Below are 22,830 nucleotides of genomic sequence, written 5' to 3' on the forward strand. Positions count from 1 at the left end.
TCTAGCCGGGCGCCGTTGTTACAAAGCCACCTTACCGAGCCTGGCCGGGCCTCGTGGGATCCGGTCGCAGCGCCCCTCGGCAGGGGAGAACCCCCATTATATCGCGGCCCCGGCATGAGATCGGGATGACCCAACCATCGGCAGGTGGGGCGGCGTGCACGGCCTGTTAAGGTCGGTGTTTTCACGCATCACACAGGTGGAACGATGAGCATGCACGCGCGCCGTACGCGGCGCTGGACCGGCCTGGTCCTGTCGATGGGACTGCTGGCGGTGGCCCCGCTGGCCTGGGCGGCGGCACCGCAGGCCGCCACGACGCAGGCGCAGGGCGTCAACGGCTACGAACTGCCTTCGGCCGCACTGCAGGCGGTGGTCGATGCCCCGCGCGCGCCCTCGCTGTTCCTGTCGCCGCGCCGCGACGTGGCCGCGCTGATGCAGATGCCGTCGCTGCCGTCGATCCAGGTGGTGGCGCAGCCGGAGCTGAAGCTGGCCGGCCTGCGCATCAACCCGCGCACGTTCTCCGACAGCCGCTTCAGCTTCGGCGAAAAGCTGTGGCTGATGAACGTGGCCGACGGCAGGGAACGGCAGATCAGCGGCCTGCCGGGCACGCTGTCGATCGCCAGCCTGATGTGGTCGCCGGACCAGAAGTGGCTGGCCTTCAACCAGCTCGACGCGGCCAGTGGCGCCAACGAGCTGTGGCTGGTGGATGTGGCCGGCGGCAGCGCCCGGCGCCTGGTGGCGGGCCTGAACACGGTGATCGGCAGCGGTTACCAGTGGCTGCCGGACAGCCGTGGGCTGGTGGTGTTCACCCGCCCGGCCAACCTCGGGGCCGCACCGGCCGCCGATGGCATCCCGACCGGACCTGCGGTGCAGCAGACCAGCCAGGGCGGCGGCGTGGTGTCGATCCGCACCTACCAGGACCTGCTGAAGAACGAGGCCGACGCGCGCCAGTTCGACTACTACGCCACCACCCAGCCGATGGAAGTCGGCCTGGATGGCAGCACCCGCGCGATCGGCGCGCCGGGCATCTTCATGGGTTTCGCGGTGTCGCCCGATGGCCGCTTCGTGCTGCGCCAGCCGGTGCAGCGGCCGTATTCCTACGTGGTGCCGGTGAGCAGTTTCCCGCGCCGCATCGAAGTGATCGACCGTACCAGCGGCAAACTGGTGCACACCGTGGCGGTGCGGCCGCTGGTGGAAGGCCTGCCGACCGGCAATGACGCCGAGGTGACCGGCGTGCGTGACATCAGCTGGCGCGGCGATGCCGATGCCACCCTGGTCTGGGCCGAAGCACAGGATGGTGGTGATCCGAACCGCGAAGCCAAGGTGCGCGATGCGGTGCTGATGCAGGCCGCGCCGTTCGACACGCCGCCGGTGACCCTGGCCCAGCTCGGCAGCCGTTTCGCCGGCATCAGCTGGGGCCGGGGTGACCTGGCCCTGCTGGGCGAATCGTGGTGGAAGACGCGCAGGACCAAGACCTGGCTGATCGCCCCGGACAACGCCAGCGCCGAACCGCGCCTGCTGTGGGACCGCGATGCGCAGGACCGCTACGCCGACCCGGGCCGGCCGCTGCTGGCCAGCGATGAGCGTGGCCGCTCGCTGCTGCAGACCAGCGCCGATGGCGGCAGCCTGTATCTGGCCGGTGCCGGTGCGTCGCCGGAAGGTGATCGTCCGTTCGTGGACCGCTTCGATATCGCCACGGGCAAGGCCACCCGCCTGTTCCACTCGCAGGCGCCCAGCTACGCCGCGCCGGTGGCGCTGCTGGACGCGCAGGGCAGTTCGCTGCTGCTGAGCCGCGAGAGCCCGGATGAGCCGGCCAACTTCTACGTGCAGTCGCTGGCCGATGCCAGCGCCGCACCGCGCGCGCTGACCCACTTCGCCCACCCGCTGCCGCAGCTGAAGGGCGTGCAGAAGGAGCAGATCCGCTACAAGCGCAAGGATGGCGTCGATCTGACCGCAACCCTGCTGCTACCGCCGGGCTACGACCCGAAGCGCGACGGCCCGCGCCCGCTGCTGATGTGGGCCTACCCGGGCGAGTTCAAGAGCGCGGCCGCGGCCAGCCAGGTGACCGATTCGCCGTACCGTTTCAACGCGGTCAGCTACTGGGGGCCGCAGGCGTTCCTGGCCAAGGGCTACGTGGTGCTGGCCAGCCCGTCGATGCCGATCATCGGCGAGGGCGACAAGGAGCCCAATGACACCTACATCGAACAGCTGGTGGCCAATGCACAGGCCGCGGTGGATGAGGTGGTGCGGCGTGGCGTGACCGATCGCGAGCACATCGCCATCGGTGGCCATTCCTACGGTGCGTTCATGACCGCCAACCTGCTGGCGCATACGCGCCTGTTCAAGGCCGGCATCGCGCGCAGCGGCGCGTACAACCGCACGCTTACCCCGTTTGGTTTCCAGGCCGAGGAGCGCAACTACTGGCAGGCGCAGGACGTCTACCAGAAGATGGCGCCGTTCAACTACGCCGACAAGATCAAGGATCCGATCCTGTTCATCCATGGCGTGGACGACAACAACTCCGGCACGTTCCCGATCCAGAGCGAGCGCATGTTCGCTGCGGTGAAGGGCCTGGGCGGCACCGCGCGGTTGGTGATGCTGCCCAACGAATCGCATGCCTACCGCGCACGCGAATCGATCATGACCATGCTGGCCGAGAGCGAGCGCTGGCTGGAGCAGACCATCGGCCCGGCCGAGCAGGGCAAGGCGAAGAAGAAGCGCTGACGTGCCTGACGGCGGCCCCTGCAACGGGGCCGCCATGCCACGGCGTAGAGTCGACTGGGTAGAGTCGACTGTTAGTCGACTATCGCGCGCAGCGCGGGTTTTCGAAGATCTGACAGGAAAGCAGTCGACTAACAGTCGACGCTACCCTTCAGGTGTTGCCGGGATACGTGCAGATGAAACCATTTTTGCATCGCAGCACGACGCCCGATCTGGGATAGGCTTGGGCTCAGGATCCGTTGACCGAGGCCCGTGCGTCGCCGATGAACGAGTACCGCAGCAGCATCGAATTCGCTTCCCCCGATCTTCCGCTTCGCGATGATGTGCGCCGGCTCGGCGCGCTGGTCGGCGACCTGTTGGTGGAACAGGTATCGGCCGCTTTCCTCGACGATGTGGAAGAGGTACGTACCCGCGCCATCGCCCGCCGCGAGAACCAGGCGCCGCTGTCGGAGCTGGCCGAGGGCCTGGCCGGGCGCTCGCCGCAGCAGGCCGAAACCATGGTGCGTGCGTTCAGCACCTACTTCCAGGTGGTCAACATCGCCGAGCGCGTGCACCGCATCCGGCGTCGCCGCGACTACCAGCGCGCCGGCACCGCCGCACCGCAGCCCGATGGCCTGCAGGATGCCCTGCAGCACCTGAAGGCGCAGGGCGTGAGCCTGGATGAACTGGCGCAGTGGCTCCCGCGCATCGACATCGAACCGGTGTTCACCGCCCATCCCACCGAAGCCGTGCGCCGCGCGCTGCTGGAAAAAGAGCAGCTGATGGTGGCCAGCCTGGTCGACAATCTGGATGGCCAGCGCACGCCCGGTGAAGCCGCCGCCGATGCTGCGCGCTTCCGCATGGCACTGACCGCCTCATGGCAGACCACCGATTCCTCGCCGGTGCGGCCCACCGTCGATGACGAACGCGAACACGTCGGCTTCTATCTGGTGCAGGTGCTGTACCGGGTGATTCCGGTGCTGTACGAATCGCTGCAGCAGGCGCTGCGCGATACCTATGGCGAAGAACTGCCGTTGCCGCGCCTGCTGCGTTTTGGCACCTGGGTGGGCGGTGACATGGACGGCAATCCGAACGTGGATGCCCACACCATCCGCAACACGCTGGATGCACAGCGGCAGGCGGTGCTGGGCCGCTACCAGAAGGAACTGCTGCAGCTGGCGAGCCTGCTCAGCCAGTCCACCGAGCGGGTGGGGGTCAGTGATGCGCTGCAGGCGCGCGTGGCGCATTACCAGCAGCTGTTGCCGCAGGTGCAGTCGCGGCCGCGCCATGCTGACATGCCGTACCGCCTGCTCAACGACCGCATGCGGGTGCGCCTGCAGGCCACGCTGGAGGACGGCGAAGGCGCCTACGCTGGCCCCGATGAACTGATCGAGGATCTGCAGCTGATCCTGGACAGCCTGCGCGCCAACCGCGGTGAGCACGCCGGCGGCTTTGCCGTGCAGCGACTGCTGTGGCGGGTGAAGACCTTCGGCTTCCATCTGGCACGCCTGGATGTGCGGCAGGAATCGAGCGTGCATGCACGTGCACTGGCCTCGGTGCTGGGCGGCGAGGAGGCGTGGCAGGCGCTGGATGCGCTCGGCCGTGCGCGGCTGCTGGGCCCGCATGCCAGCGGTGAGACACCGCTGCCGGCCGGCAACGACGAAGGCAACGCGCGCCTGGATGCGGTGTTCGCCGCACTGGCCGATGCGCGCGCACGGCATGGTGGCGATGCACTCGGCAGCTACATCATCTCGATGGCGCACGACCGCAGCGATGTGCTGGCGGTGCTGGCGCTGGCACGCCGTGGCGGCCTGGTGGAAGAGGGCGGTTCGGTACCGCTGGATATCGCGCCGCTGTTCGAAACCGTGGACGACCTCAAGCGCGGCACCGCCACCCTGCGTGACCTGTTGGCCGACCCGGTGTATCGCGCCCATCTGCGTGCGCGTGGCGATGTGCAGATGGTGATGCTCGGCTATTCGGACAGCAGCAAGGACGGTGGCATTGCGGCATCACGTTGGGGCCTGCAACGCGCGCAGGTGGAGCTGCTGGAGGTGGCGGCCGAGGCCGGCATCGGGTTGACGTTCTTCCATGGCCGTGGCGGCTCGATCAGCCGTGGCGGCGGCAAGACCACGCACGCGGTCGATGCGTCGCCGCGCGGCAGCATCGATGGGCGCCTGCGGGTGACCGAGCAGGGCGAGGTGATCCACCGCAAGTACGGCATCCGTGCGCTGGCGCTGCGTTCACTGGAACAGGCCGCCGGCGCGGTGCTGCGCGCCAGCCTGCGCCCGCGTGCGGCCGAGCCGCGCGAGGATGACTGGCGGCCGGTGATGGATGCGGTGGCGTCTGCCAGCAGCGAGGTCTATCGCGGCTTCGTCGGCCAGGCCGGTTTCATGGACTACTTCCGCACCGCCACGCCGATCGATGTGATCGAGCGGATGACGCTGGGCTCGCGGCCGTCGCGCCGCCTCGGCCAGGACGCGGCACTGGGCAACCTGCGCGCGATTCCCTGGGTGTTCGCCTGGAGCCAGGCGCGCGCGGTCATCCCCGGCTGGTACGGCGTGGGCAGTGGCCTGCAGGCGGCGGTGGATGCCGGCCATGAGGGCACCCTGCGCGAGATGGCGCGGGACTGGCCGTTCTTCCGCACCTTCCTTGACGACATCGCGATGGTGCTGTCAAAGGGCGATATCACCATCGCCGAGCAGTTCTCGAAACTGTCCGGCGACCTGCACGCGCGCTTCTTCTCGCAGGTGCAGCGCGAACTGGAACTGACCCGGCAGTGGCTGCTGGCGCTGATGGGCCAGCAGACGCTGCTGGACCATGACGCACGGCTGGCGCTGTCGATCCGCCTGCGCAATCCCTATGTCGATCCGATCAGCGTGCTGCAGGTGGACCTGCTGCAGCGCTGGCGGGCCAGCGGACGCGATGACGAGGACCTGCTGCGCGCGCTGGTGGCCTGCGTGAACGGTGTTTCGCAGGGCGTGCAGAACACCGGGTGATCCACCTGGCAGGGTAGTGCCGGCCAGCGGCCGGCACTACCTTATTCCTCCGGCGACGGCGGGTTCGCAACGGTAGAGTCGAGCTTGCTCGACTGACGCGGAACCCAGTCGAGCAAGCTCGACGCTACTCCGCCGAGGGCGGGTTCGACGCCAGCAGTTCCAGGTGCCGCTGTTCCATTTCCTGGCGCAGCTGGCGGCGGATCTGCGCGGCGGCCTGGCGGCGCTTCTCGTCGGAGGTGGCCGGCTGCAACGGCGGCACCGGCGTCGGCCGGCCTTCCTCGTCCACCGCCACCATGGTGAAGAAGCAGCTGTTGGCGTGGCGCACGCTGCGCTTGAGGATGTCCTCGGCCACCACCTTGATGCCGATTTCCATCGACGAGGTGCCGGTATGGTTCACCGAGGCCAGAAAAGTGACCAGTTCACCCACCGCGATCGGCTGGCGGAACATCACCTGGTCCACCGACAGGGTGACCACGTAGCGGCCGGCGTAGCGGCTGGCGCAGGCGTAGGCCACCTGGTCGAGCAGGCGCAGGATGGCGCCGCCGTGGACCTTGCCGGAGAAATTGGCCATCTCCGGCGACATCAGCACGGTCATGGACAGCTGGTGGGTTTTCAGTTCGGTCGACATGGCCCGATTGTATCGGCAACCGGGTAGTGCCGGCCGCTGGCCGGCAACCGCGCGATCGTTTCCGGAGGCCATGAAAAAGCCGGCCAGCGGCCGGCTCTACCAGAAAAGAGAAGGGCCGCTTGCGCGGCCCTTCGTGAAGGTCAGCCGACTAACAGTCGGCTCTACAGCGGCCCTTCGTGTTTCTTACTTCAGCTTCGCATCGGCGCGCAGGGCGGCGGCGCGGTCGGTCTTTTCCCAGGAGAAGGCCGTGGCGTTGACGGTCTCGCCTTCGCCGTTGAGGTAGCTGAACTCCTTCGGCTTGCGGCCGAAGTGGCCGTAGGCCGCGGTCTGCTGGTACATCGGGTGCACCAGGTCCAGCATCTTGATGATGCCGTACGGGCGCAGGTCGAAGTGCTTGCGGATCAGCTTCTCGATCTTGTCGTCGCTGATCTTGCCGGTGCCGAAGGTGGTGACCGAGATCGAGGTCGGCTCAGCCACGCCGATGGCGTAGGAGACCTGCACTTCGCAACGGTCGGCCAGGCCGGCGGCAACGACGTTCTTGGCAACGTAGCGCGCGGCGTAGGCAGCCGAACGGTCGACCTTGGACGGGTCCTTGCCGGAGAACGCGCCACCACCGTGACGGGCCCAGCCGCCGTAGGTGTCGACGATGATCTTGCGGCCGGTCAGGCCGCAGTCGCCCACCGGGCCGCCGATCTCGAACTTGCCGGTCGGGTTGATGTGGAACTTGGTGCCCTTGTGCAGCCACTTGGCCGGCAGCACCGGCTTGATGATCTCTTCGCGGACGGCCTCGATGAGGTCCTTCTGCTTGATGCCCGGGGCGTGCTGGGTCGACAGGACCACCGCGTCGATGGCCGAGACCACGCCGTTTTCATAGCGCAGAGTGACCTGGCTCTTGGCGTCCGGGCGCAGCCACGACAGCGGCGAGTTCTTCTTCTTGCGGATCTTGGCCTGCTGCTCGACCAGGCGGTGCGACAGGTGGATCGCCGCCGGCATGTAGCTGTCGGTCTCGTTGGTGGCATAGCCGAACATCAGGCCCTGGTCGCCCGCGCCCATTTCTTCCGGCTTCTTGCGGTCCACGCCCTGGGCGATGTGCGGCGACTGCTTGCCGATCAGGTTCAGCACGCCGCAGGTGGCGCCGTCGAAGCCGACGTCGGAGCTGTCGTAGCCGATGTCCGTGATGACCTTGCGGGTCAGCGCTTCCAGGTCGATCCAGGCGCTGGTGGTGATTTCACCGGCCACAATGGCAACACCGGTCTTGACCATGGTCTCGCAGGCCACGCGGGCGCGCTGGTCCTGGGTCAGGATCGCGTCCAGCACCGCATCGGAGATCTGGTCGGCAACCTTGTCCGGATGGCCTTCGGAGACCGACTCGGAGGTGAAGAGATAGCTGGACATCAGGCGGTATATCCCTTGATTCGGATGGAAAGATGGGCGCGCATGATACACGGGGTGCGCCGCCTGTGCATTGTGAACCGGTACCGGTTGCCGGTGGTTAAGCCCGCGTAGGCCCGCAGGGGCCGCCAGTGCGGGATTGGGGCCCAGCCTCGAGGCCCAGTGTTCCACCAGCGTGACAACGGGCGGGCGGCCTGGCGGCCCCGACCGCGCAGGTCGCGACGCCGACGGGCAGGCGGGCCGCCGTCATCGTTCTGCCCCAAAACCGCCATCTGGCTGCCGCCTGCCGGGCGCAGGCTGTCGGCCAATCCGGCCGCCGGGCATGAGTGGATCCGCCATGCAGGAACTCGAACAGCGTCTCCAGCAACGCTTCCCCGATTGGTTCCATGGCCGTCGTGGCCAGCTGGCGCGGCCGTTGCTGCGCAGCGTCAGCCGATGGTCGCGGCTGGACCAGATCGAGGCCTTCCTGCAGCGCAGCTCAGGCCTGCGCGGCTTCGGCTTCGTCGCCGCCGGCCTGGAGTTCATCGACGGCCAGTACCAGGTGGACCCCGCCGCCCTGGCCAGGATTCCGGCCAGCGGCCGCCTGCTGATCGTGGCCAATCATCCGTCCGGGGCGCTGGATGCACTGGCGCTGCTGGATGCGGTCGGCCGCATCCGCCGCGACGTGCGGATCGTGGCCAACGACCTGCTGGGGGCGATCGCGCCGCTGCAGGATCTGCTGCTGCCGGTGCGCATCCTCGGTGGCAAGGCGCAGCGCGGCAGCCTGCATGCGGTCGAAGAAGCGTTGGCGGCCGAGCAGTGCGTGATCGTGTTCCCGGCCGGTGAGGTCTCGCGACTGTCGCTGCGCGGTATCCGCGATGGCCGCTGGCAGCGTGGGTTCGTCCGCTTTGCCCGCGCCGCGGGCGCGCCGGTGCTGCCGGTGCGGGTGGAGGCGCGCAACTCGGCGCTGTTCTACGGCGCCTCGACCCTGTTCAAGCCGGCCGGCACCGCGCTGCTGGCGCGCGAAATGTTCACCCGTCGTGGCCGCCCGCTGCGGCTGAGCATCGGCGAGCCGATGCAGCTGGGCAAGGGCGGTGACCCGGGCGCACAGCTGCTGGCGGTGCGCCGCGCGCTGTATGCGCTGGGCCGCAACGGTGTGGCCGGCAATGCCGCTGCCTTCGCAGGCCCCGAGCCGCTGGCGTCCCCCGTGCCGCCCTCGCAGGTTGCCGCCGGCATTGCCGCGGCCACCCAGCTGGGCCAGACCGCCGACGGCAAGCAGATCCTGCTGGCCACCTGCACCGCCGACTCTCCGCTGCTGCTGGAACTGGGCCGCCTGCGCGAGCTGACCTTCCGCCAGGTGGGTGAGGGCACCGGCCGCAGCCGTGACCTGGACGACTACGACCCACAGTACGAGCACATCGTGATCTGGGACGCGGCCGCGCAGCGCATCGCCGGCGCCTACCGGATCATGCGCGGCGCGCAGGCGCTGGCCCGGCACGGCCTGTCCGGGCTCTACAGCGCGTCGTTGTTCCGCTATTCCGACGACGCCATCACCCATATCGCCGAGGGCCTGGAACTGGGCCGCAGCTTCGTGGTGCCCGACTACTGGGGCAGTCGCAGCCTGGACTACCTGTGGCAGGGCATCGGCGCCTACCTGCAGTGCCGGCCGGGCATCCGCTACCTGTTCGGCGCGGTGTCGATCAGCTCCGCGCTGCCACGCGACGCGCGCGAGCAGCTGGTGGCCTACTACCAGCGCTATTACAGCGGAACCGCCGGGCTGGCCGAATCGAACCGGCCGTTCCAGTACTTCGCCGCGCCTCCGAGCTTCGGTGAATTGGACGCCGGCGCCGCGTTCGATGTGCTCAAGGCCAACCTGGCCGCGCTGGGCACCGGCGTGCCGACGCTGTACCGCCAGTACACCGATCTGTGCGAACCCGGCGGCGCGCGCTTCCTCGCCTTCGGTGTCGATCCTGATTTCAGCGATTCGATCGATGGCCTGATCGAGGTGGACCTGTGCTCGATCCGGCCGAACAAGCGCAAGCGCTACCTGCGCGACGCGGGGGCGCCGGCATGAGCACGCTGGCGAACCTGTCGCCGCACCGGCGCGCAGTGTTCGTCTCCGACGTGCACCTGGGTTCGCGTCACTGCCATGCCGCCGAGCTGGCGCGGTTCCTCTCCCAGCTGCGCTGTGAACGGTTGTACCTGGTCGGAGACATCATCGACCTGTGGTGGATGGCGCATCGCCGTGCCAACTGGCGGCAGTCACACAGCGAGGTCATCCAGGCCCTGCATGCGCTGCGCCGCGCCGGCACCGAGATCATCTACATCCCGGGCAATCACGATGCCTCGCTGCGCCACGTGTGCGGGGTGATGCTGCCGGCGATGCAGGTGCGCCGGCGTGCCATCCACGTGACCGTCGACGGGCGCCGGCTGCTGGTCGCGCACGGTGACGAGTACGACGGCGTGACCCATTTCGGTGGCCTGCAGGAAAAGTTCGGTGACTGGCTGTACTACCGCATCCTCACCGGCAACCAGGCGCTGAACGCGGTGCGGCGCCGGCTGGGCATGCGCTACTGGTCGCTGTCGGAGTTCCTGAAGAAGCGCAGTGGCGCGGCCGAGCGCTATATCGAGCGCTTCGTGCAGGCCGGGTTGGACGACGTGCGCCGGCGCGGGCTGGACGGTATCGTCTGCGGGCATATCCACCGCGCCGCGCTGGTGGAGCGCGATGGCCTGGTCTACGCCAATGACGGCGACTGGGTGGAGAGCCTGACGGCGCTGGCCGAGGACCATGATGGCGCGCTGCGCCTGCTCGATCACAATGGCCAGACCCTGGTGGAGCTGCCGGGCGCGCGATTGTCACAGGCGGCGTAGCCCGCTTTCGTAGCCTCGAGCTTGCTCGACGGCCGTGCGCGACGGGGTCTGGGCGAAGCGCAGTCGAGCAAGCTCGACTCTACAAAAGCGTATGCAAGCCGCTAGCATCGGGCCATGGATTCCCTGACCCAGATCGTACTTGGTGGCGCCGTTGCCGCTGCCATCGCCCCGCCCGGCCATCGCCGCGCGGCCCTGCTGGCCGGTGCCGCGCTGGGTACCCTGCCGGACCTCGACGCGTTGTGGCTGGGCTTCACCGCCGCCGACCCGGTGGCGAACATGATCGAGCACCGCAGCTTCAGCCATTCGCTGCTGGTGCTGCCGTGGGTGGCCGCGTTGATCTGGTGGCTGTTCAAGCGCTTCGGCAACGGCCGGGTCGCGCAGTCGCCGACGCGCTGGTTCTGGGCGATCCAGCTGGCGCTGCTCACCCATCCGGTGCTGGACGCGTTCACGGTCTACGGCACGCAGCTGTGGTGGCCGCTGCGGCCGCATCCGGCGATGGGCTCGAGCGTGTTCATCATCGATCCCGCCTACACGGTGTGGCTGCTGCTGGGCTGCGTGCTGGCCTGGTTCGGACGTGCACGGCCGTGGGCGGGCACGGTGCTGGGCGTGGCGTTGCTGGTCAGCAGCGCCTACCTGGGCTGGGGCCTGATCGCCAAGGCGCAGGTCGACCGTGCCGCGCAGCAGAGCCTGGCGGCGATGGGGCTGGGTGACGCGCCACGCTTCTCGGTGCCGATGCCGTTCAACACGCTGCTGTGGCGGGTGGTGGCGATGACACCCAGCGGCTACGTGGTGGCTGACCGCTCGCTGCTGGCCGACCAGGGGCCGATGCAGTTCGAGGGTCATGCGTCCAATGTGCAGGCGCTGCGCGAAGCCGCGGCGATTCCAGCGGTGCAGCAGCTGCAGTGGTTCAACCGCGGTTTCATGCGTGCGCAGGTGGTGGAAGGCCGGCTGGTGCTGAGCGACCTGCGCATGGGCCTGGAACCGGACTACACCTTCAACTTCGTGGTGGCCGAGCAGGTGGACGGGCGGTGGCAGGCGATCGTGCCCGAGCAGCGCCGCACCGATTACAGCAGCCCGCAGGCACGGGCCGAGATGAAGGGCCGGCTGGCAGCGATGTGGCAGCGGATCTGGCACACCGCGCCGTAGATCCACGCCATGCGTGGATGGCACAGTAGATCCACGCGATGCGTGGATGGCACAGTAGATCCACGCCATGCGTGGATCGGGCCCTCAATACACCGTGGCGCGGCCCTGCACGAACGAATAGAAGAACACCGCATTCGGATCGTTCTGCACCAGGCGGAACTCGCGGCGCATCCCTTCCACCGTTTCCTCGTCCACCGTGCCGGCCTGCAGCAGCTGGTCGGCGGCCGACAGCAGCAGCTGTTCCCAGAACGCGATCATCGTCTTGCGACGGGCCGGTTCGCGGTTGTCCAGGTGGATGGTCTTGATCTCGGTGTGCACATCGCGGAAACCGCCGGCCAACAGCAGGTTGCCCAGCTTGGCACCGACGAACGGATCGCCGCCATGGTCGTACTGGAAGTCGTTGAAGGCCATCCAGTAACGCCAGATGTGCGGCGAGTACGGATCGAGCAGGAACGAGGCGTTCATCACTTCGGTGATGTACACCGGCGATCCGGGGGCGAGCACGCGGCGCACTTCACTGAGCACGCGCGCCGGCGACGGTACATGCTCCAGCACCCAGCACAGGAACGCGGCATCGAAGCTGCGCGCTTCGAAGGGCAGCTCGCCTGCGTCGGCCTGCTGCAGCGTGTAGCGGTCGCTGCACCACGGCGTGCGGGCCAGGTTCTCGCGGGCAGTGGCCAACTGGGTCTCGCTCAGGTCCACGCCGGTCACGTGCAGTTCGGGGAAGCGGCGCAGCAGGATCTCGGTCTGCGCCCCCACGCCGCTGCCCACTTCCAGCAGGCGCCGCGCGCCGCTGTAGTCGATCTGGCCGAAGATGCTCGATTCCAGCAGGCGGGCCTGGGTCATCAGGCGCTGCTGCTCGGTGCCGGAGAATCCGTGCAGATAGGTCGGGGAAGAGATCGGCGGGGTCATGGCGGGCTCGTGTGGAGGTCGAGTTTGCTGGTGGGGTGTTGCGCCGGGGTGGGCGACGCAACGTTGCGTAGAGTCGAGCTTGCTCGACTGTTCTGAAAACCAGTCGAGCAAGCTCGACTCTACAAATGCGCCAGTCGAGCAAGCTCGACGCTACAAGGGCGCAGGTGGTCAGGCGGCCGACGGCAACGCCGGTTCCCCGGCGATCAGGCGGTCGAAGTACTCGGTGGTCAGCGCGATCTGGCTCTGCGGGTCTTCGGCACGGTTGACCACCGCACGGAAGGCGGCATTCTCCGGCCGGTCCTTGGCATACCAGCCCAGGTGCTTGCGCGCGATGCGCACACCCTGCGGTTCACCATAGAAGGCATGCAGCGCGTGCAGGTGGCCCAGCAGGATGTCGCGCACTTCGGCCAGCGAGGGCGGCGGCAGCTCCTGCCCGGTGGCCAGGTAATGCGCCACTTCGCGGAAGATCCACGGCCGGCCCTGCGCCGAGCGGCCGATCATCACCGCATCCACGCCGGTCTGCTGCAGCACGTAGGCGGCCTTCTGCGGCGAATCGATGTCGCCGTTGGCAATCACCGGAATACGCAGCGCGGCCTTGATCTCGGCAATGGTGCTGTATTCGGCCTGGCCAGTGTAATGCTGGTCGCGGGTGCGGCCGTGCACGGCCAGCGCGGCGATGCCGCTGTCTTCGGCAATGCGCGCAATGACCGGACCATTGCGGTGGTCGCAATCCCAGCCGGTACGGATCTTCAGGGTGACCGGTACATCCACCGCGTTGACCACCGCTTCCAGGATGCGCGCCACCAGCTGCTCGTCGCGCATCAGCGCCGAACCGGCCCAGGCGTTGCACACCTTCTTGGCCGGGCAGCCCATGTTGATGTCGATGATCTGCGCGCCATGGTCAACGTTGTAGCGCGCCGCCTCGGCCAGCTGCTGCGGTTCGGTGCCGGCGATCTGCACGCTGATCGGCGCCGGCTCGCCGTCATGGTCCATGCGGTGGATCGACTTGCGCGTGTTCCAGAAGCGCGGGTCGCTGATGGTCATTTCCGAGGCGGCCAAGCCCGCGCCCAGCCGTTTGCACAGCAGGCGGAACGGCTTGTCGGTGACGCCGGCCATGGGCGCCAGCACGACGTTGGGGGCAATGGTGTACGGGCCGATCTGCATGCGCCCATTGTAGAGCGCGGGCGCGGTCTGGGCGGTGTCGACGGGCCCCGGGTTCAGGCCGATCGGCACCGACCTCATGCCGTACCGGCATCAGCAGATGCTTGACGGTTGCTTCCACCGCCCCCAAGGGCGGGCGAAGCTGAGCGGCTAGCCCAGGCTCTGCCAGGCCTGGCGGGTACCCAGGGCGAAGGCCAGCGCAAGGCCCAGGCAGGCCAGCGAGCTGGCCGCCCAGAAGCGCACGCCGTTGTAGCCGGGGCGGAACAGCGCCAGGCCGAAGCCCATTGCGGCGCGCAGCAGCAGCAAGGCAGCGATGGCGGGCAGGACCAGGCGGCTGGCCGGCAGCGGCGAATGCCAGCCTGCGGCGGCCAGTGCGTAAAGCGTCCAGGCCACCAGCACGGCAGTGATGCCGGCGGTCATCAGCGGCGGCCACCAATGCCCGGCCTGGGCCAGCCGGACCACGCGCGCACCGGCACCGAAGCGTTCGTACCACGGGGCACCGAAGGCAATGCAGGCAATGTGCAGCAGCGCCGCGACGGCACTGCCGGCGGCCGCGACCAGCAGCCAGGGGAATCCGTCCATGTCTTGCCCAAGCGGGGAAGCTGCGTGAATGGTGGGCGCAGGCCAGGGGGACGGCAATGCGACCGGCGGTCGCAGGAGCGTGGAGATGGGCAAAAGAAAGCCCGGGTGCCTGCGCCCCCGGGCTTCTTCATCCACGCATGGCGTGGATCTACACGTCGGCCGGGGTGAAACGCGGCATCGCCGCAGCGGCGCCTTCCTTTTCGGTGGAACGACCGGCGAACTGGTTGGCGAAGCGCACGTGGCGGGCGAACGGGGCGTCGGCCACCTGCGCCAGCGAGGCCGCCAGTGCACCGTTGAAGGCGTCACCGGCACCGGTGGTGTCGATCGCCTGCACCTGCTCGGCACCCACGCGGTAGTACGGCTGGGTGTCGCCGCGCAGGTTTTCGTCGGCATGCGAGACGAACACGCCCACCGAACCCAGGGTCACCACCACCGTGCCGTTGCCGACCAGCTTGCGGCACAGCGCATGCAGGCTGGCGCCATCGAGCGCGGCCACGTCGTTGGCATCCACGCGCTCGCCGACATGGCGGCCGAGCAGGGCGGCGAACTCGGTCTCGTTCGGGGTGATCACATCGGCCAGCTTGAGCAGGCCGATGGTCGAGGGCGCGTCGGCCGGCGCGGTGTTGAGCACGGTGGTGACACCGGCCTCGCGGGCGGTGGCCAGTGCCGCTTCAATGGTCTGCACCGGCGATTCCAGCTGCACCAGCACCACCTTGGCGGCAGTCAGCCGCGCCTGCTGCTGCTGCAGGAAGTCGGTGCTGAGCGCGGCGTTGGCGCCGGGGCCGATGACGATGGTGTTGCGGCCACGCGCGTCCACGTAGATGCCCGCGGTGCCGGTCGGCTCGCTGCTGGCCTCGGCGATCAGCCCGAACCCATCCTGCGCGGCCAGTTCGCGTGCGGTGGCGCCACCGGCGTCATCGCCGAGCGCGCACAAGAAGTGCGTCTCGGCGCCGGCGCGGCAGGCGGCCACGGCCTGGTTGAAGCCCTTGCCACCCGGGCCGGTGCTGTAGCGGCCGGCAATGGTCGCGCCCGGTGCCGGCAGCGACTCGCACCGCCACACGTGATCGACATTGAAGGAACCGACGACAACGACACTGCTGCTCATAGGGAATCTTTTCTCAACCAAGGGTTCAACTGAAGTGCGTCAGCACGCCGGCGATGGTGGCCGTCATGAAGGTGGCAATGGTACCGCCCAGCACCGCGCGCAGGCCGAACTTGGCCAGGTCGTGGCGACGTTCCGGGGCCAGGCCGCCGATGCCGCCGATCTGGATGGCGATCGAGCTGAAGTTGGCGAAGCCGCACAGCGCGTAGGTGGCGATCAGGCGGCCTTCGTCGGACAGGGTCACGCCGGCGATCTGGCCATTCACGATCTGCGACAGTTCGGTGTAGGCCACGAATTCGTTGATCACCACCTTCTGGCCGATCAGCGAACCGACGGTGGTGGCATCGGCCCACGGGGTGCCGATCACCCACGCGATCGGGGCCAGTACGTAACCGAAGATGGTCGACAGGTTGGTCGGCTTGCCGATCATCGCGGCCAGGCCGGTGACATCACCGATCCAGGTCAGCGGGGCGTTCAGCAGCGCGATCAGGGCGATGAAGGCCAGCAGCATGGCGCCGATGTTCAGCGCCAGCTTCAGGCCGTCACCGGCGCCGGCGGCGGCCGCGTCGATGATGTTGCTGGAGGTCTTCTCCACTTCCATCTTCACCGTGCCGCGGGTCAGCGGGGTGCCGGTTTCCGGAATCAGCAGCTTGGCCACGACCAGGGTGGCCGGCGCCGCCATGATGCTGGCCGCCAGCAGGTGCTTGGCGTAGAACGCCTGCTGCACCGGGTCGCCGCCGCCGAGCATGCCCACATAGGCCGCCAGCACGCCGCCGGCGATGTGCGCCATGCCGCCGATCATCATGGTCAGCAGCTCGGACTGGGTCATCTTGGCGATGTACGGGCGCACGGTCAGCGGCGCCTCGGTCTGGCCGATGAACACGCTGGCGCAGACGCTGGTGGTTTCCGCACCGGACACGCGCATCACCTTGGTGATCGCCCACGCCATCACGCGCACGATCGCCTGCATGACGTTGAGGTGGTACATCACGCCCATCAGCGCCGAGAAGAAGATGATGGTCGGCAGCACCTGGAAGGCGAAGATGAAGCCGTAGTTCTGGGTGTCCATCAGCGAGCCGAAGATGAACTTCGAGCCTTCGTTGACGAAGCTCAGGACCTTGACGAAGCCGTGCCCCAGCGCGTCGAACACGTCGCGGCCGCCCGGCACCAGGATCACCAGCGCCGCAAAGGCGATCTGCAGGGTGATACCGGTGGCAACCAGCTTCCAGTCAACCGCGCGCTTGTTGTTGGAAAACAACCAGGTGATGCCGATCAGCACCGCCAACCCGAACAGGCCGAAGCCGATCCTGCCCAAACCTTCGACCATGTGAGTGACTCCCCTGGGGCGTCGCGAAAAACGGGAAGCCTAGTGCAGGGCCGGGGCCGGGGCAAGGAAAAGCAGCGTGCAGGCGGCCATCGGTACCGATCAGGCCAGCAACGGCAAGGGCTTGCGGCCGGCGCCGGCAGGTAGAATGGGGTTCGATCCCGGCCCGGATGCGGGCCCGCAGCAGGAGATTTGCATGCACTACCGTCGCCTGGGCTCCACCGGCCTGCCGATTTCCGCCCTGTCCTTCGGCGCCTGGGTGACCTTCGGTGACCAGATCCCGCGCGACGAGGCGCGCAACCTGGTGGCCGCCGCCTGGGACCACGGCGTCAACTTCTTCGACAACGCCGAGGGCTATGCCAACGGCCGCGCCGAACAGGTGATGGGCGATGTGATTGCCGACCTGCGCCTGCCGCGCGATGGTTTCTGCGTGTCCAGCAAGGTGTTCTTCGGCAGCGCCAAGGACCCGCGGCCGACCCAGCGCGGCCTGTCGCGCAAGCACGTGACCGACGCCTGCCACGCCGCGCTCAAGCGTCTGCGGGTGGACTACCTGGACCTTTACTACTGCCACCGCCCGGACCCGGACGCACCGGTTGCCGAGACCGTGCATGCCATGGACACCCTGGTGCGGCAGGGCAAGATCCTCTACTGGGGCACCTCGGAATGGTCGGCTGCGCAGATCCAGCAGGCGCTGGACGTTGCCGAAGCACACAACCTGCAGGGCCCGTCGATGGAGCAGCCGCAGTACAACCTGCTGCACCGCGAGCGGGTCGAGGTCGAGTACGCGCCGCTGTACGCCCGCGCCGGCCTCGGCACCACCATCTTCTCGCCGCTGGCCTCGGGCCTGCTGACCGGCAAGTACGACCAGGGCATTCCCGCCGATGCGCGGCTGGGCCGGGAAGGGATGGAATGGCTGCAGGACCTGGTGCTGGGGGCTGACGCCGAGGCGCGCCTGGCGCAGGTACGCCGTTTCAGCGAGGTGGCGCGCGCGCTGGGCCAGGCCCCGGCCACGCTGGCCATCGCCTGGTGCCTGCGCAACCCGAACGTGTCCAGCGTGATCCTCGGCGCCAGCCGGGTCGAGCAGCTGCTGCAGAACCTGCAGGCGCTGGACGTGCTGGAGCAGGTGGATGCCGCCGGCTGGGCGCAGGTTGAAGCCGCGTTCGCCTGAACGACGGGGCCTCTCGCCTCTGCCTCCCGTAGCGTCGAGCTTGCTCGACGGCGCTTGCGAGTGGATCGCAAACGTCAGTCGAGCAAGCTCGACGCTACACGTGCGGATTTTGATTGACGAGATCTATCGAATTTACGAATTCGATCATTAATCTCATCAATGAAAGTGAGAATGGTTGTTGATTGTCAACTGAGAATCATTATCATTTAACTCGTCCCTCGCACGAGTCCAGATGCTCATGAATGCTCAACCTGTACTGCTGCGCCCCGAAACGCTGACCCTCCGCGATCGTCCGGTCCGCGTCGTTCCGCCGGAAGAGGTCATCGACAGCGAAGCCCTGCTCAAGGGCCGTCGTGAAATCCTGATCCAGCACGGCGACCGCTTCTACCGCCTGCGGCACACCAGCAACGACAAGCTGATCCTGACCAAGTAACCGCGGTCTGGTCGCCCGCCTCCCTCCCTCCTGCCGGCAGCGCCGGCAGGGTGGGCGACCCGTCCGCGCCCGCTCTCTCCCCCTCGGTCTACCGCGTGCACCTTCCGGGTGTGCCGGTAACCGGGGGTTCCCCTGCCTGACTGACCGAACCCGATGACCCGCCATACCGCCCTCTGCCTTGCCGTCTGGATCGCGCTGCCGCTGTCCGCCCACGCCGCTGCTGCGGCCAGCGCCGCCCCCGAGGCGCGCGAATTCGACCGCGTGCAGGTCACCGCCACGCGCACCGAGCGCGCGGTCAGCGACGTTGCCGCCACCGTCGATGTGATCGACCGCGAGCAGATGGATCGCCATCTGGTGCAGGACATCAAGGATCTGCTGCGCTACGAGCCGGGCCTGTCGGTCAGCCGCAGCGCGGCGCGCTTCGGCCTGGGCAGCATCCGCATCCGCGGCCTGGACGGCAATCGCGTGCGCGTGCAGACCGATGGCATCGCAATGCCGACCAGCTTCAACATCGGCTCGTTCTCCAACGCCAACCGCAACTTCACCGATCTGGACACGCTCAAGCGCGTGGAGATCGTGCGCGGCCCGGCCAGCTCGTTGTACGGCTCGGACGCACTCGGTGGTGTGGTGGCGTTCGTCACCAAGGATCCGGCCGATTACCTCAAGGACGGCAAGGACAGCTACGTCGGCCTGAAGTTCGGCTACGACGGCGAGTGGAAAGGCCTGCTTGGCGGGGTGACCAGCGCCTTCGGTGGTGAGCACTGGAGCGGCATGGTCAACATCAACCATCGCCAGGGCCAGGAAACCGACAACAAGGGCGACGTGCGCAGCCTGGACAACACCCGCACCGCCCCCAATCCGCAGGACCGCGACGGTCGCAGCGGCCTGGCCAAGCTGGTCTACGCACCGAGCGAGGACCAGCGCTTCCGCCTGACCGTGGAAGGCAACGAAGACAACACCGATACCAACGTGCTGTCCTCGATCGACCGCACCACCACCACCGGCATGAAGGCACGCGATACGCAGAACCGCACCCGCGTGTCGTTCGCGCATGAAATGGATGCGCTGGACAAGGGCTTCGCCGACAGCCTGCACTGGCAGCTGTACACCCAGCACAGCGAAACCACCCAGATCACCGACGAGGACCGTGCCAACCGCAGCCGTCGCCACCGCGAGTTCAACTTCGACCAGCGCGTGTATGGCCTGCAGGCCCAGTTCAACAAGGCCTTCAGCACCGGCAGCGTCGAGCACGCGCTGACCTATGGCTTCGAGGGCGCACGCACCGAGATCCGCCAGAAGCGCGATGGCTTCCAGGTCCTGGCCAACGGCCAGATCAGCACCACCATCCTGCCCGATGCGTTCCCGGTCCGCGATTTCCCGATCAGCAAGACCACCGAGCTGGGCCTGTATGCACAGGATGAGATGCGCCTGGCGGACGGCAAGCTGTCGCTGGTGCCCGGCGTGCGCGTGGACCGCTACGAACTGAAGCCGGAGGTGGACAGCATCTTCGCCGAAGACAACCCGGGCGTGGCGGTGGCCAAGCTGACCAAGACCAGCGTCTCGCCGAAGTTCGGCCTGGTCTACCGTTTCACCGACCAATGGTCGCTGTTTGCCGGCTACTCGCACGGCTTCCGTTCGCCGCCGTACAACGACGTCAACCTCGGCTTCACCAATTTCGCCTTCGGCTACACCGCCATTCCCAATCCGGACCTGAAGCCGGAAACCAGTGATGGCATGGAACTGGGCCTGCGCTTCCTGTCGCCGGCCGCCTACGTCAGCGTCAGCGGCTACTACAACGAGTACAAGGACTTCATCGAGTCGCAGTCGCTGGTGGGTACCAACGCACAGGGCCTGATGGTGTTCCAGTCGCGCAACATCGCCGACGCCCGCATCTACGGCGCCGAACTGAAGGCCGGCGTCGACTTCGGCCAGATCAGCCCGAGCCTGCAGGGCTGGGCACTGCGCAGCGCGGTGGCGTGGTCGCGTGGCGACAACAAGACCGAGGATGTACCGCTGGATTCGGTTGACCCGCTGCGTGGCACCGTCGGGCTGATGTATGACACCGATACCTGGGGCGTGGAACTGGCCGGCACCTTCGTCAAGCGCAAGGACCGCGTTGCTTCGGCCACGGTGTACCGCCCGGCCGGCTACGGTGTGGCCGACCTGATGGCGCACTGGAACTTCGCCCCGGGCGCCACCTTCAACGTCGGCGTGTTCAACCTGGGCGACAAGCGCTACATCGATTGGTCCAACGTCTCCAGCGTGGGGTCGACGCTGTCGCCGACCAGCCGCGTGCTGGACCGCTATACCAGCCCCGGCCGCACCCTGTCGGCCAGCCTTGCCGTGTCCTGGTGATCCCATGAGCCGAGCCCTGTCCGCCCGTCGTCTGTCGTCCGCCCTGCCGCGCCCTTCGCAGCAGGCCTGGCCCACGCCGGCGCAGCTGGCAGCGCTCGGCACCGTGCTGTGCCTGTACCACGCTGACGGCAGCGAACTGGGGGGATGGCACCAGGCGGTGCGCGTGCATGCCTGCCAGGGCGTGGACAGCGAGGGCCTGCGCGAAAGCCTGTGCTTCCTCGACGGCCGCGGCCGATGCGTGTGGCGGCTGTACCTGCTGCCCGACAGCGACTTCCTGGCCTGGGACCGGCTGGTCGCATCGCTGCCACCGGGCCCGGAGCACGACAGCGATGGCAGCGTGGGCGAACGCCTGTGGCGGCGCCTGGCCGGCCACTTGGGCGGGCAGCGCTGGCGCCTGTGCGTACTGCGCCTGCACGCCGCCGACGAGGGCCGCACGCTGGCGGCGAGCCTGTCCACGTTGTCGTCACTGGGCGCGGCCACGGCACGCCGCATCGCATGCATGGAAGGCGCAGAGGGCGAACTGGCGATCGACGACTGCTGCTGTGCCGATGCGGCGCGGCGCCCGGCGCCACGCGTCCCCGGCGATCTGCCGCTGATCCGCCTGTGATCCTTTCCTGATGGAACGCCCGACGGCCACGGATGGCCTCTCAACGAACCTGCAACCCCGAAGGAAGACCCCGATGAAGTTCCAGACAGCCAGCGTCCTGCTGTTGCTCGCCGCCAGCGGCGTGGCCAGTGCGCAGCCCTCCGACATCGCCCGCGACCACGACAGCATCCTGGCCATGCAGGGCGAATACACCGTCGATTTCGCCTTCGACGAAACCGTGCTGCTGAAGCCGGGCTACGAGCGTGCGCCGGCGATGCGCAGCGGTGGCAACGAAGTGGTCATCGTGGTCGAGGACACCCCCAAGCGCATCGTGCTGCAGCACCTGCTGCTGGACGAGAAGAGCGGCCACATCACCAAGCACTGGCGCCAGGACTGGGTGTACGAAGCGCCCAACCGTTTCGAGTTCAGCGCCGACCAGACCTGGCAGGTGCGCAGCATTCCGGCCGCCGTGAACCAGGGCGCCTGGACCCAGTGCGTGTACGAAGTGAGCGATGCCCCGCGCTACTGCGGCACGGGCGTGTGGAGCTACACCAACAACGTGCCGAGCTGGACCAGCGACCTGAGCTGGCGTCCGCTGCCGCGTCGTGAGTACACCAAGCGCAGCGACTACAACGCGCTGGCCGTGATCAACCGCCACACGCTGACCCCGAACGGCTGGACCCACGAACAGTTCAACACCAAGGTGCAGCGCAATGCCGATGGCAGCCAGGTGGAGATCGCCCGCGAGTTCGGTTTCAACGACTACGTGAAGACCACCGAGATCGACTTCACGCCGGCGCGCAACTACTGGAAGGCCACGGCCGGCTACTGGTCCAAGGTGCGCCAGCGCTGGGACGGCTTCCTCGGCCAGGCCCCGGGCGTGCATCTGAAGACCAAGCTGGACGGCATGGCGATGATCATCCCGCTGTTCACCCAGGCCGAAGAGATCCAGGCCGGCAAGAAGGTGAAGGACTCGCAGATCGACGCGGTGTTCGCCGAGTTTGTCGAAAAGGCACCGAAGGAAGGTTGATCGGCACCGCATCCACGCATGGCGCGGATCTACCGGTAAATCCGCGGTAGATCCACGCCATGCGTGGATGCTTTCATTCCTTGAACATCAAGAACGCCGCCGCCACGATCAGGCCGAACGCCGCATAGTGGTTCCACTTCAGCGGCTGGCCCAGGTAGAACGCGGAGAACACCGCGAACACCAGCAGCGTGATCACCTCCTGCATGCCTTTCAGCTGCGGCGCCGAATACACCGCGCTGCCCAGCCGGTTGCCCGGCACCTGCAGGCAGTACTCGAAGAAGGCGATGCCCCAGCTGACCAGGATCACCGTCATCAACGGTGCGCTCTTGTACTTCAGGTGGCCGTACCAGGCGAAGGTCATGAAGATGTTGCTGCCCAGCAGCAGCAACACCGGGTACAGGTAGGCGGCGAACGACGTGCCGGGCATCCGGGCGATCTCGTGGGGTGGGGCGCGCAGCATAGCGCTGC

18 protein-coding genes and 1 riboswitch are annotated in these 22,830 nt (G+C 67.8%); of the genes, 10 read left to right on the forward strand and 8 right to left on the reverse strand.

Features of this window, described 5'->3' with window-relative positions; all coding sequences use genetic code 11:
• Positions 1–84: riboswitch (S-adenosyl-L-homocysteine riboswitch) on the reverse strand.
• A gap of 120 nt (positions 85–204) precedes the next feature.
• Together C9412_RS00430 and ppc are read left to right on the forward strand one after the other, a co-directional pair.
• A complete protein-coding gene (locus tag C9412_RS00430; protein WP_107229875.1) occupies positions 205–2,721 on the forward strand; it encodes a prolyl oligopeptidase family serine peptidase in 2,517 nt (838 codons plus the stop codon).
• 260 nt (positions 2,722–2,981) lie between these two features.
• On the forward strand, positions 2,982–5,693 hold the full coding sequence (gene ppc / locus C9412_RS00435; protein WP_107229876.1) for a phosphoenolpyruvate carboxylase: 2,712 nt from the start codon (positions 2,982–2,984) through the stop codon (positions 5,691–5,693).
• Between the two features lie 124 nt (positions 5,694–5,817).
• Here the strand turns inward: ppc and C9412_RS00440 are convergent, their stop codons facing one another.
• Entirely contained in the window at positions 5,818–6,321 is a 504-nt protein-coding gene (locus tag C9412_RS00440; RefSeq protein ID WP_107229877.1) for an acyl-CoA thioesterase, read from the reverse strand.
• Between the two features lie 183 nt (positions 6,322–6,504).
• Positions 6,505–7,716 carry a methionine adenosyltransferase gene (gene metK / locus C9412_RS00445; RefSeq protein WP_010481882.1) on the reverse strand — a complete coding sequence of 404 codons (1,212 nt, stop codon included), beginning with the start codon at positions 7,714–7,716 and terminating at the stop codon, positions 6,505–6,507.
• 334 nt (positions 7,717–8,050) lie between these two features.
• Between metK and C9412_RS00450 the strand changes: the two genes are divergently transcribed.
• The 3 genes from C9412_RS00450 to C9412_RS00460 all read left to right on the forward strand — a co-directional run bounded on the left by C9412_RS00450 (position 8,051) and on the right by C9412_RS00460 (position 11,709).
• Positions 8,051–9,766 (forward strand): lysophospholipid acyltransferase family protein, encoded by a 1,716-nt coding sequence (locus C9412_RS00450; RefSeq protein ID WP_107229878.1) that lies wholly within the window; start codon positions 8,051–8,053, stop codon positions 9,764–9,766.
• Positions 9,763–10,563 (forward strand): UDP-2,3-diacylglucosamine diphosphatase, encoded by an 801-nt coding sequence (locus C9412_RS00455; protein ID WP_107229879.1) that lies wholly within the window; start codon positions 9,763–9,765, stop codon positions 10,561–10,563. Before C9412_RS00450 ends, C9412_RS00455 begins: the two co-directional genes overlap by 4 nt.
• Before the next feature lie 114 nt (positions 10,564–10,677).
• Positions 10,678–11,709 (forward strand): metal-dependent hydrolase, encoded by a 1,032-nt coding sequence (locus C9412_RS00460; RefSeq protein WP_107229880.1) that lies wholly within the window; start codon positions 10,678–10,680, stop codon positions 11,707–11,709.
• An 84-nt stretch (positions 11,710–11,793) separates the two neighbouring features.
• Here the strand turns inward: C9412_RS00460 and C9412_RS00465 are convergent, their stop codons facing one another.
• From C9412_RS00465 to C9412_RS00485, 5 genes are all read right to left on the reverse strand, one after another.
• Entirely contained in the window at positions 11,794–12,621 is an 828-nt protein-coding gene (locus C9412_RS00465; protein ID WP_107229881.1) for a class I SAM-dependent methyltransferase, read from the reverse strand.
• A gap of 168 nt (positions 12,622–12,789) precedes the next feature.
• The gene (gene dusB / locus C9412_RS00470) at positions 12,790–13,785 is read right to left on the reverse strand and encodes a tRNA dihydrouridine synthase DusB (protein ID WP_107230407.1); all 996 of its coding nucleotides are present in this window, start codon (positions 13,783–13,785) and stop codon (positions 12,790–12,792) included.
• Positions 13,786–13,932: 147 nt separating this feature from the next.
• Positions 13,933–14,364 (reverse strand): hypothetical protein, encoded by a 432-nt coding sequence (locus C9412_RS00475; protein ID WP_107229882.1) that lies wholly within the window; start codon positions 14,362–14,364, stop codon positions 13,933–13,935.
• A 148-nt stretch (positions 14,365–14,512) separates the two neighbouring features.
• Positions 14,513–15,469: a ribokinase gene (locus tag C9412_RS00480; protein WP_107229883.1), complete on the reverse strand. Its 957-nt coding sequence runs from the start codon at positions 15,467–15,469 to the stop codon at positions 14,513–14,515.
• 25 nt (positions 15,470–15,494) lie between these two features.
• Positions 15,495–16,793, reverse strand: a complete 1,299-nt coding sequence (locus C9412_RS00485; protein ID WP_107229884.1) for a nucleoside transporter C-terminal domain-containing protein — start codon at positions 16,791–16,793, stop codon at positions 15,495–15,497.
• 193 nt (positions 16,794–16,986) lie between these two features.
• On the opposite strand from C9412_RS00485, the gene C9412_RS00490 reads away from it, so the two are divergent.
• From C9412_RS00490 to C9412_RS00510, 5 genes are all read left to right on the forward strand, one after another.
• The gene (locus C9412_RS00490; protein WP_107230408.1) at positions 16,987–17,958 is read left to right on the forward strand and encodes an aldo/keto reductase; all 972 of its coding nucleotides are present in this window, start codon (positions 16,987–16,989) and stop codon (positions 17,956–17,958) included.
• Between the two features lie 238 nt (positions 17,959–18,196).
• Positions 18,197–18,391, forward strand: a complete 195-nt coding sequence (locus tag C9412_RS00495) for a hemin uptake protein HemP (RefSeq protein ID WP_005412278.1) — start codon at positions 18,197–18,199, stop codon at positions 18,389–18,391.
• Positions 18,392–18,580: 189 nt separating this feature from the next.
• Positions 18,581–20,746, forward strand: a complete 2,166-nt coding sequence (locus C9412_RS00500) for a TonB-dependent hemoglobin/transferrin/lactoferrin family receptor (protein ID WP_107230409.1) — start codon at positions 18,581–18,583, stop codon at positions 20,744–20,746.
• A gap of 4 nt (positions 20,747–20,750) precedes the next feature.
• Positions 20,751–21,353, forward strand: a complete 603-nt coding sequence (locus C9412_RS00505; RefSeq protein WP_107229885.1) for a Hemin transport protein — start codon at positions 20,751–20,753, stop codon at positions 21,351–21,353.
• A 73-nt stretch (positions 21,354–21,426) separates the two neighbouring features.
• Entirely contained in the window at positions 21,427–22,362 is a 936-nt protein-coding gene (locus C9412_RS00510; RefSeq protein ID WP_107229886.1) for a DUF6607 family protein, read from the forward strand.
• A 73-nt stretch (positions 22,363–22,435) separates the two neighbouring features.
• Here C9412_RS00510 and C9412_RS00515 read toward each other — a convergent pair whose 3' ends face one another.
• A complete protein-coding gene (locus C9412_RS00515; RefSeq protein WP_106550131.1) occupies positions 22,436–22,789 on the reverse strand; it encodes a DMT family protein in 354 nt (117 codons plus the stop codon).
• Positions 22,790–22,830 lie beyond the last annotated feature (41 nt).

Source organism: Stenotrophomonas sp. Nf1, from assembly GCF_003028475.1.
Taxonomy (GTDB): domain Bacteria; phylum Pseudomonadota; class Gammaproteobacteria; order Xanthomonadales; family Xanthomonadaceae; genus Stenotrophomonas.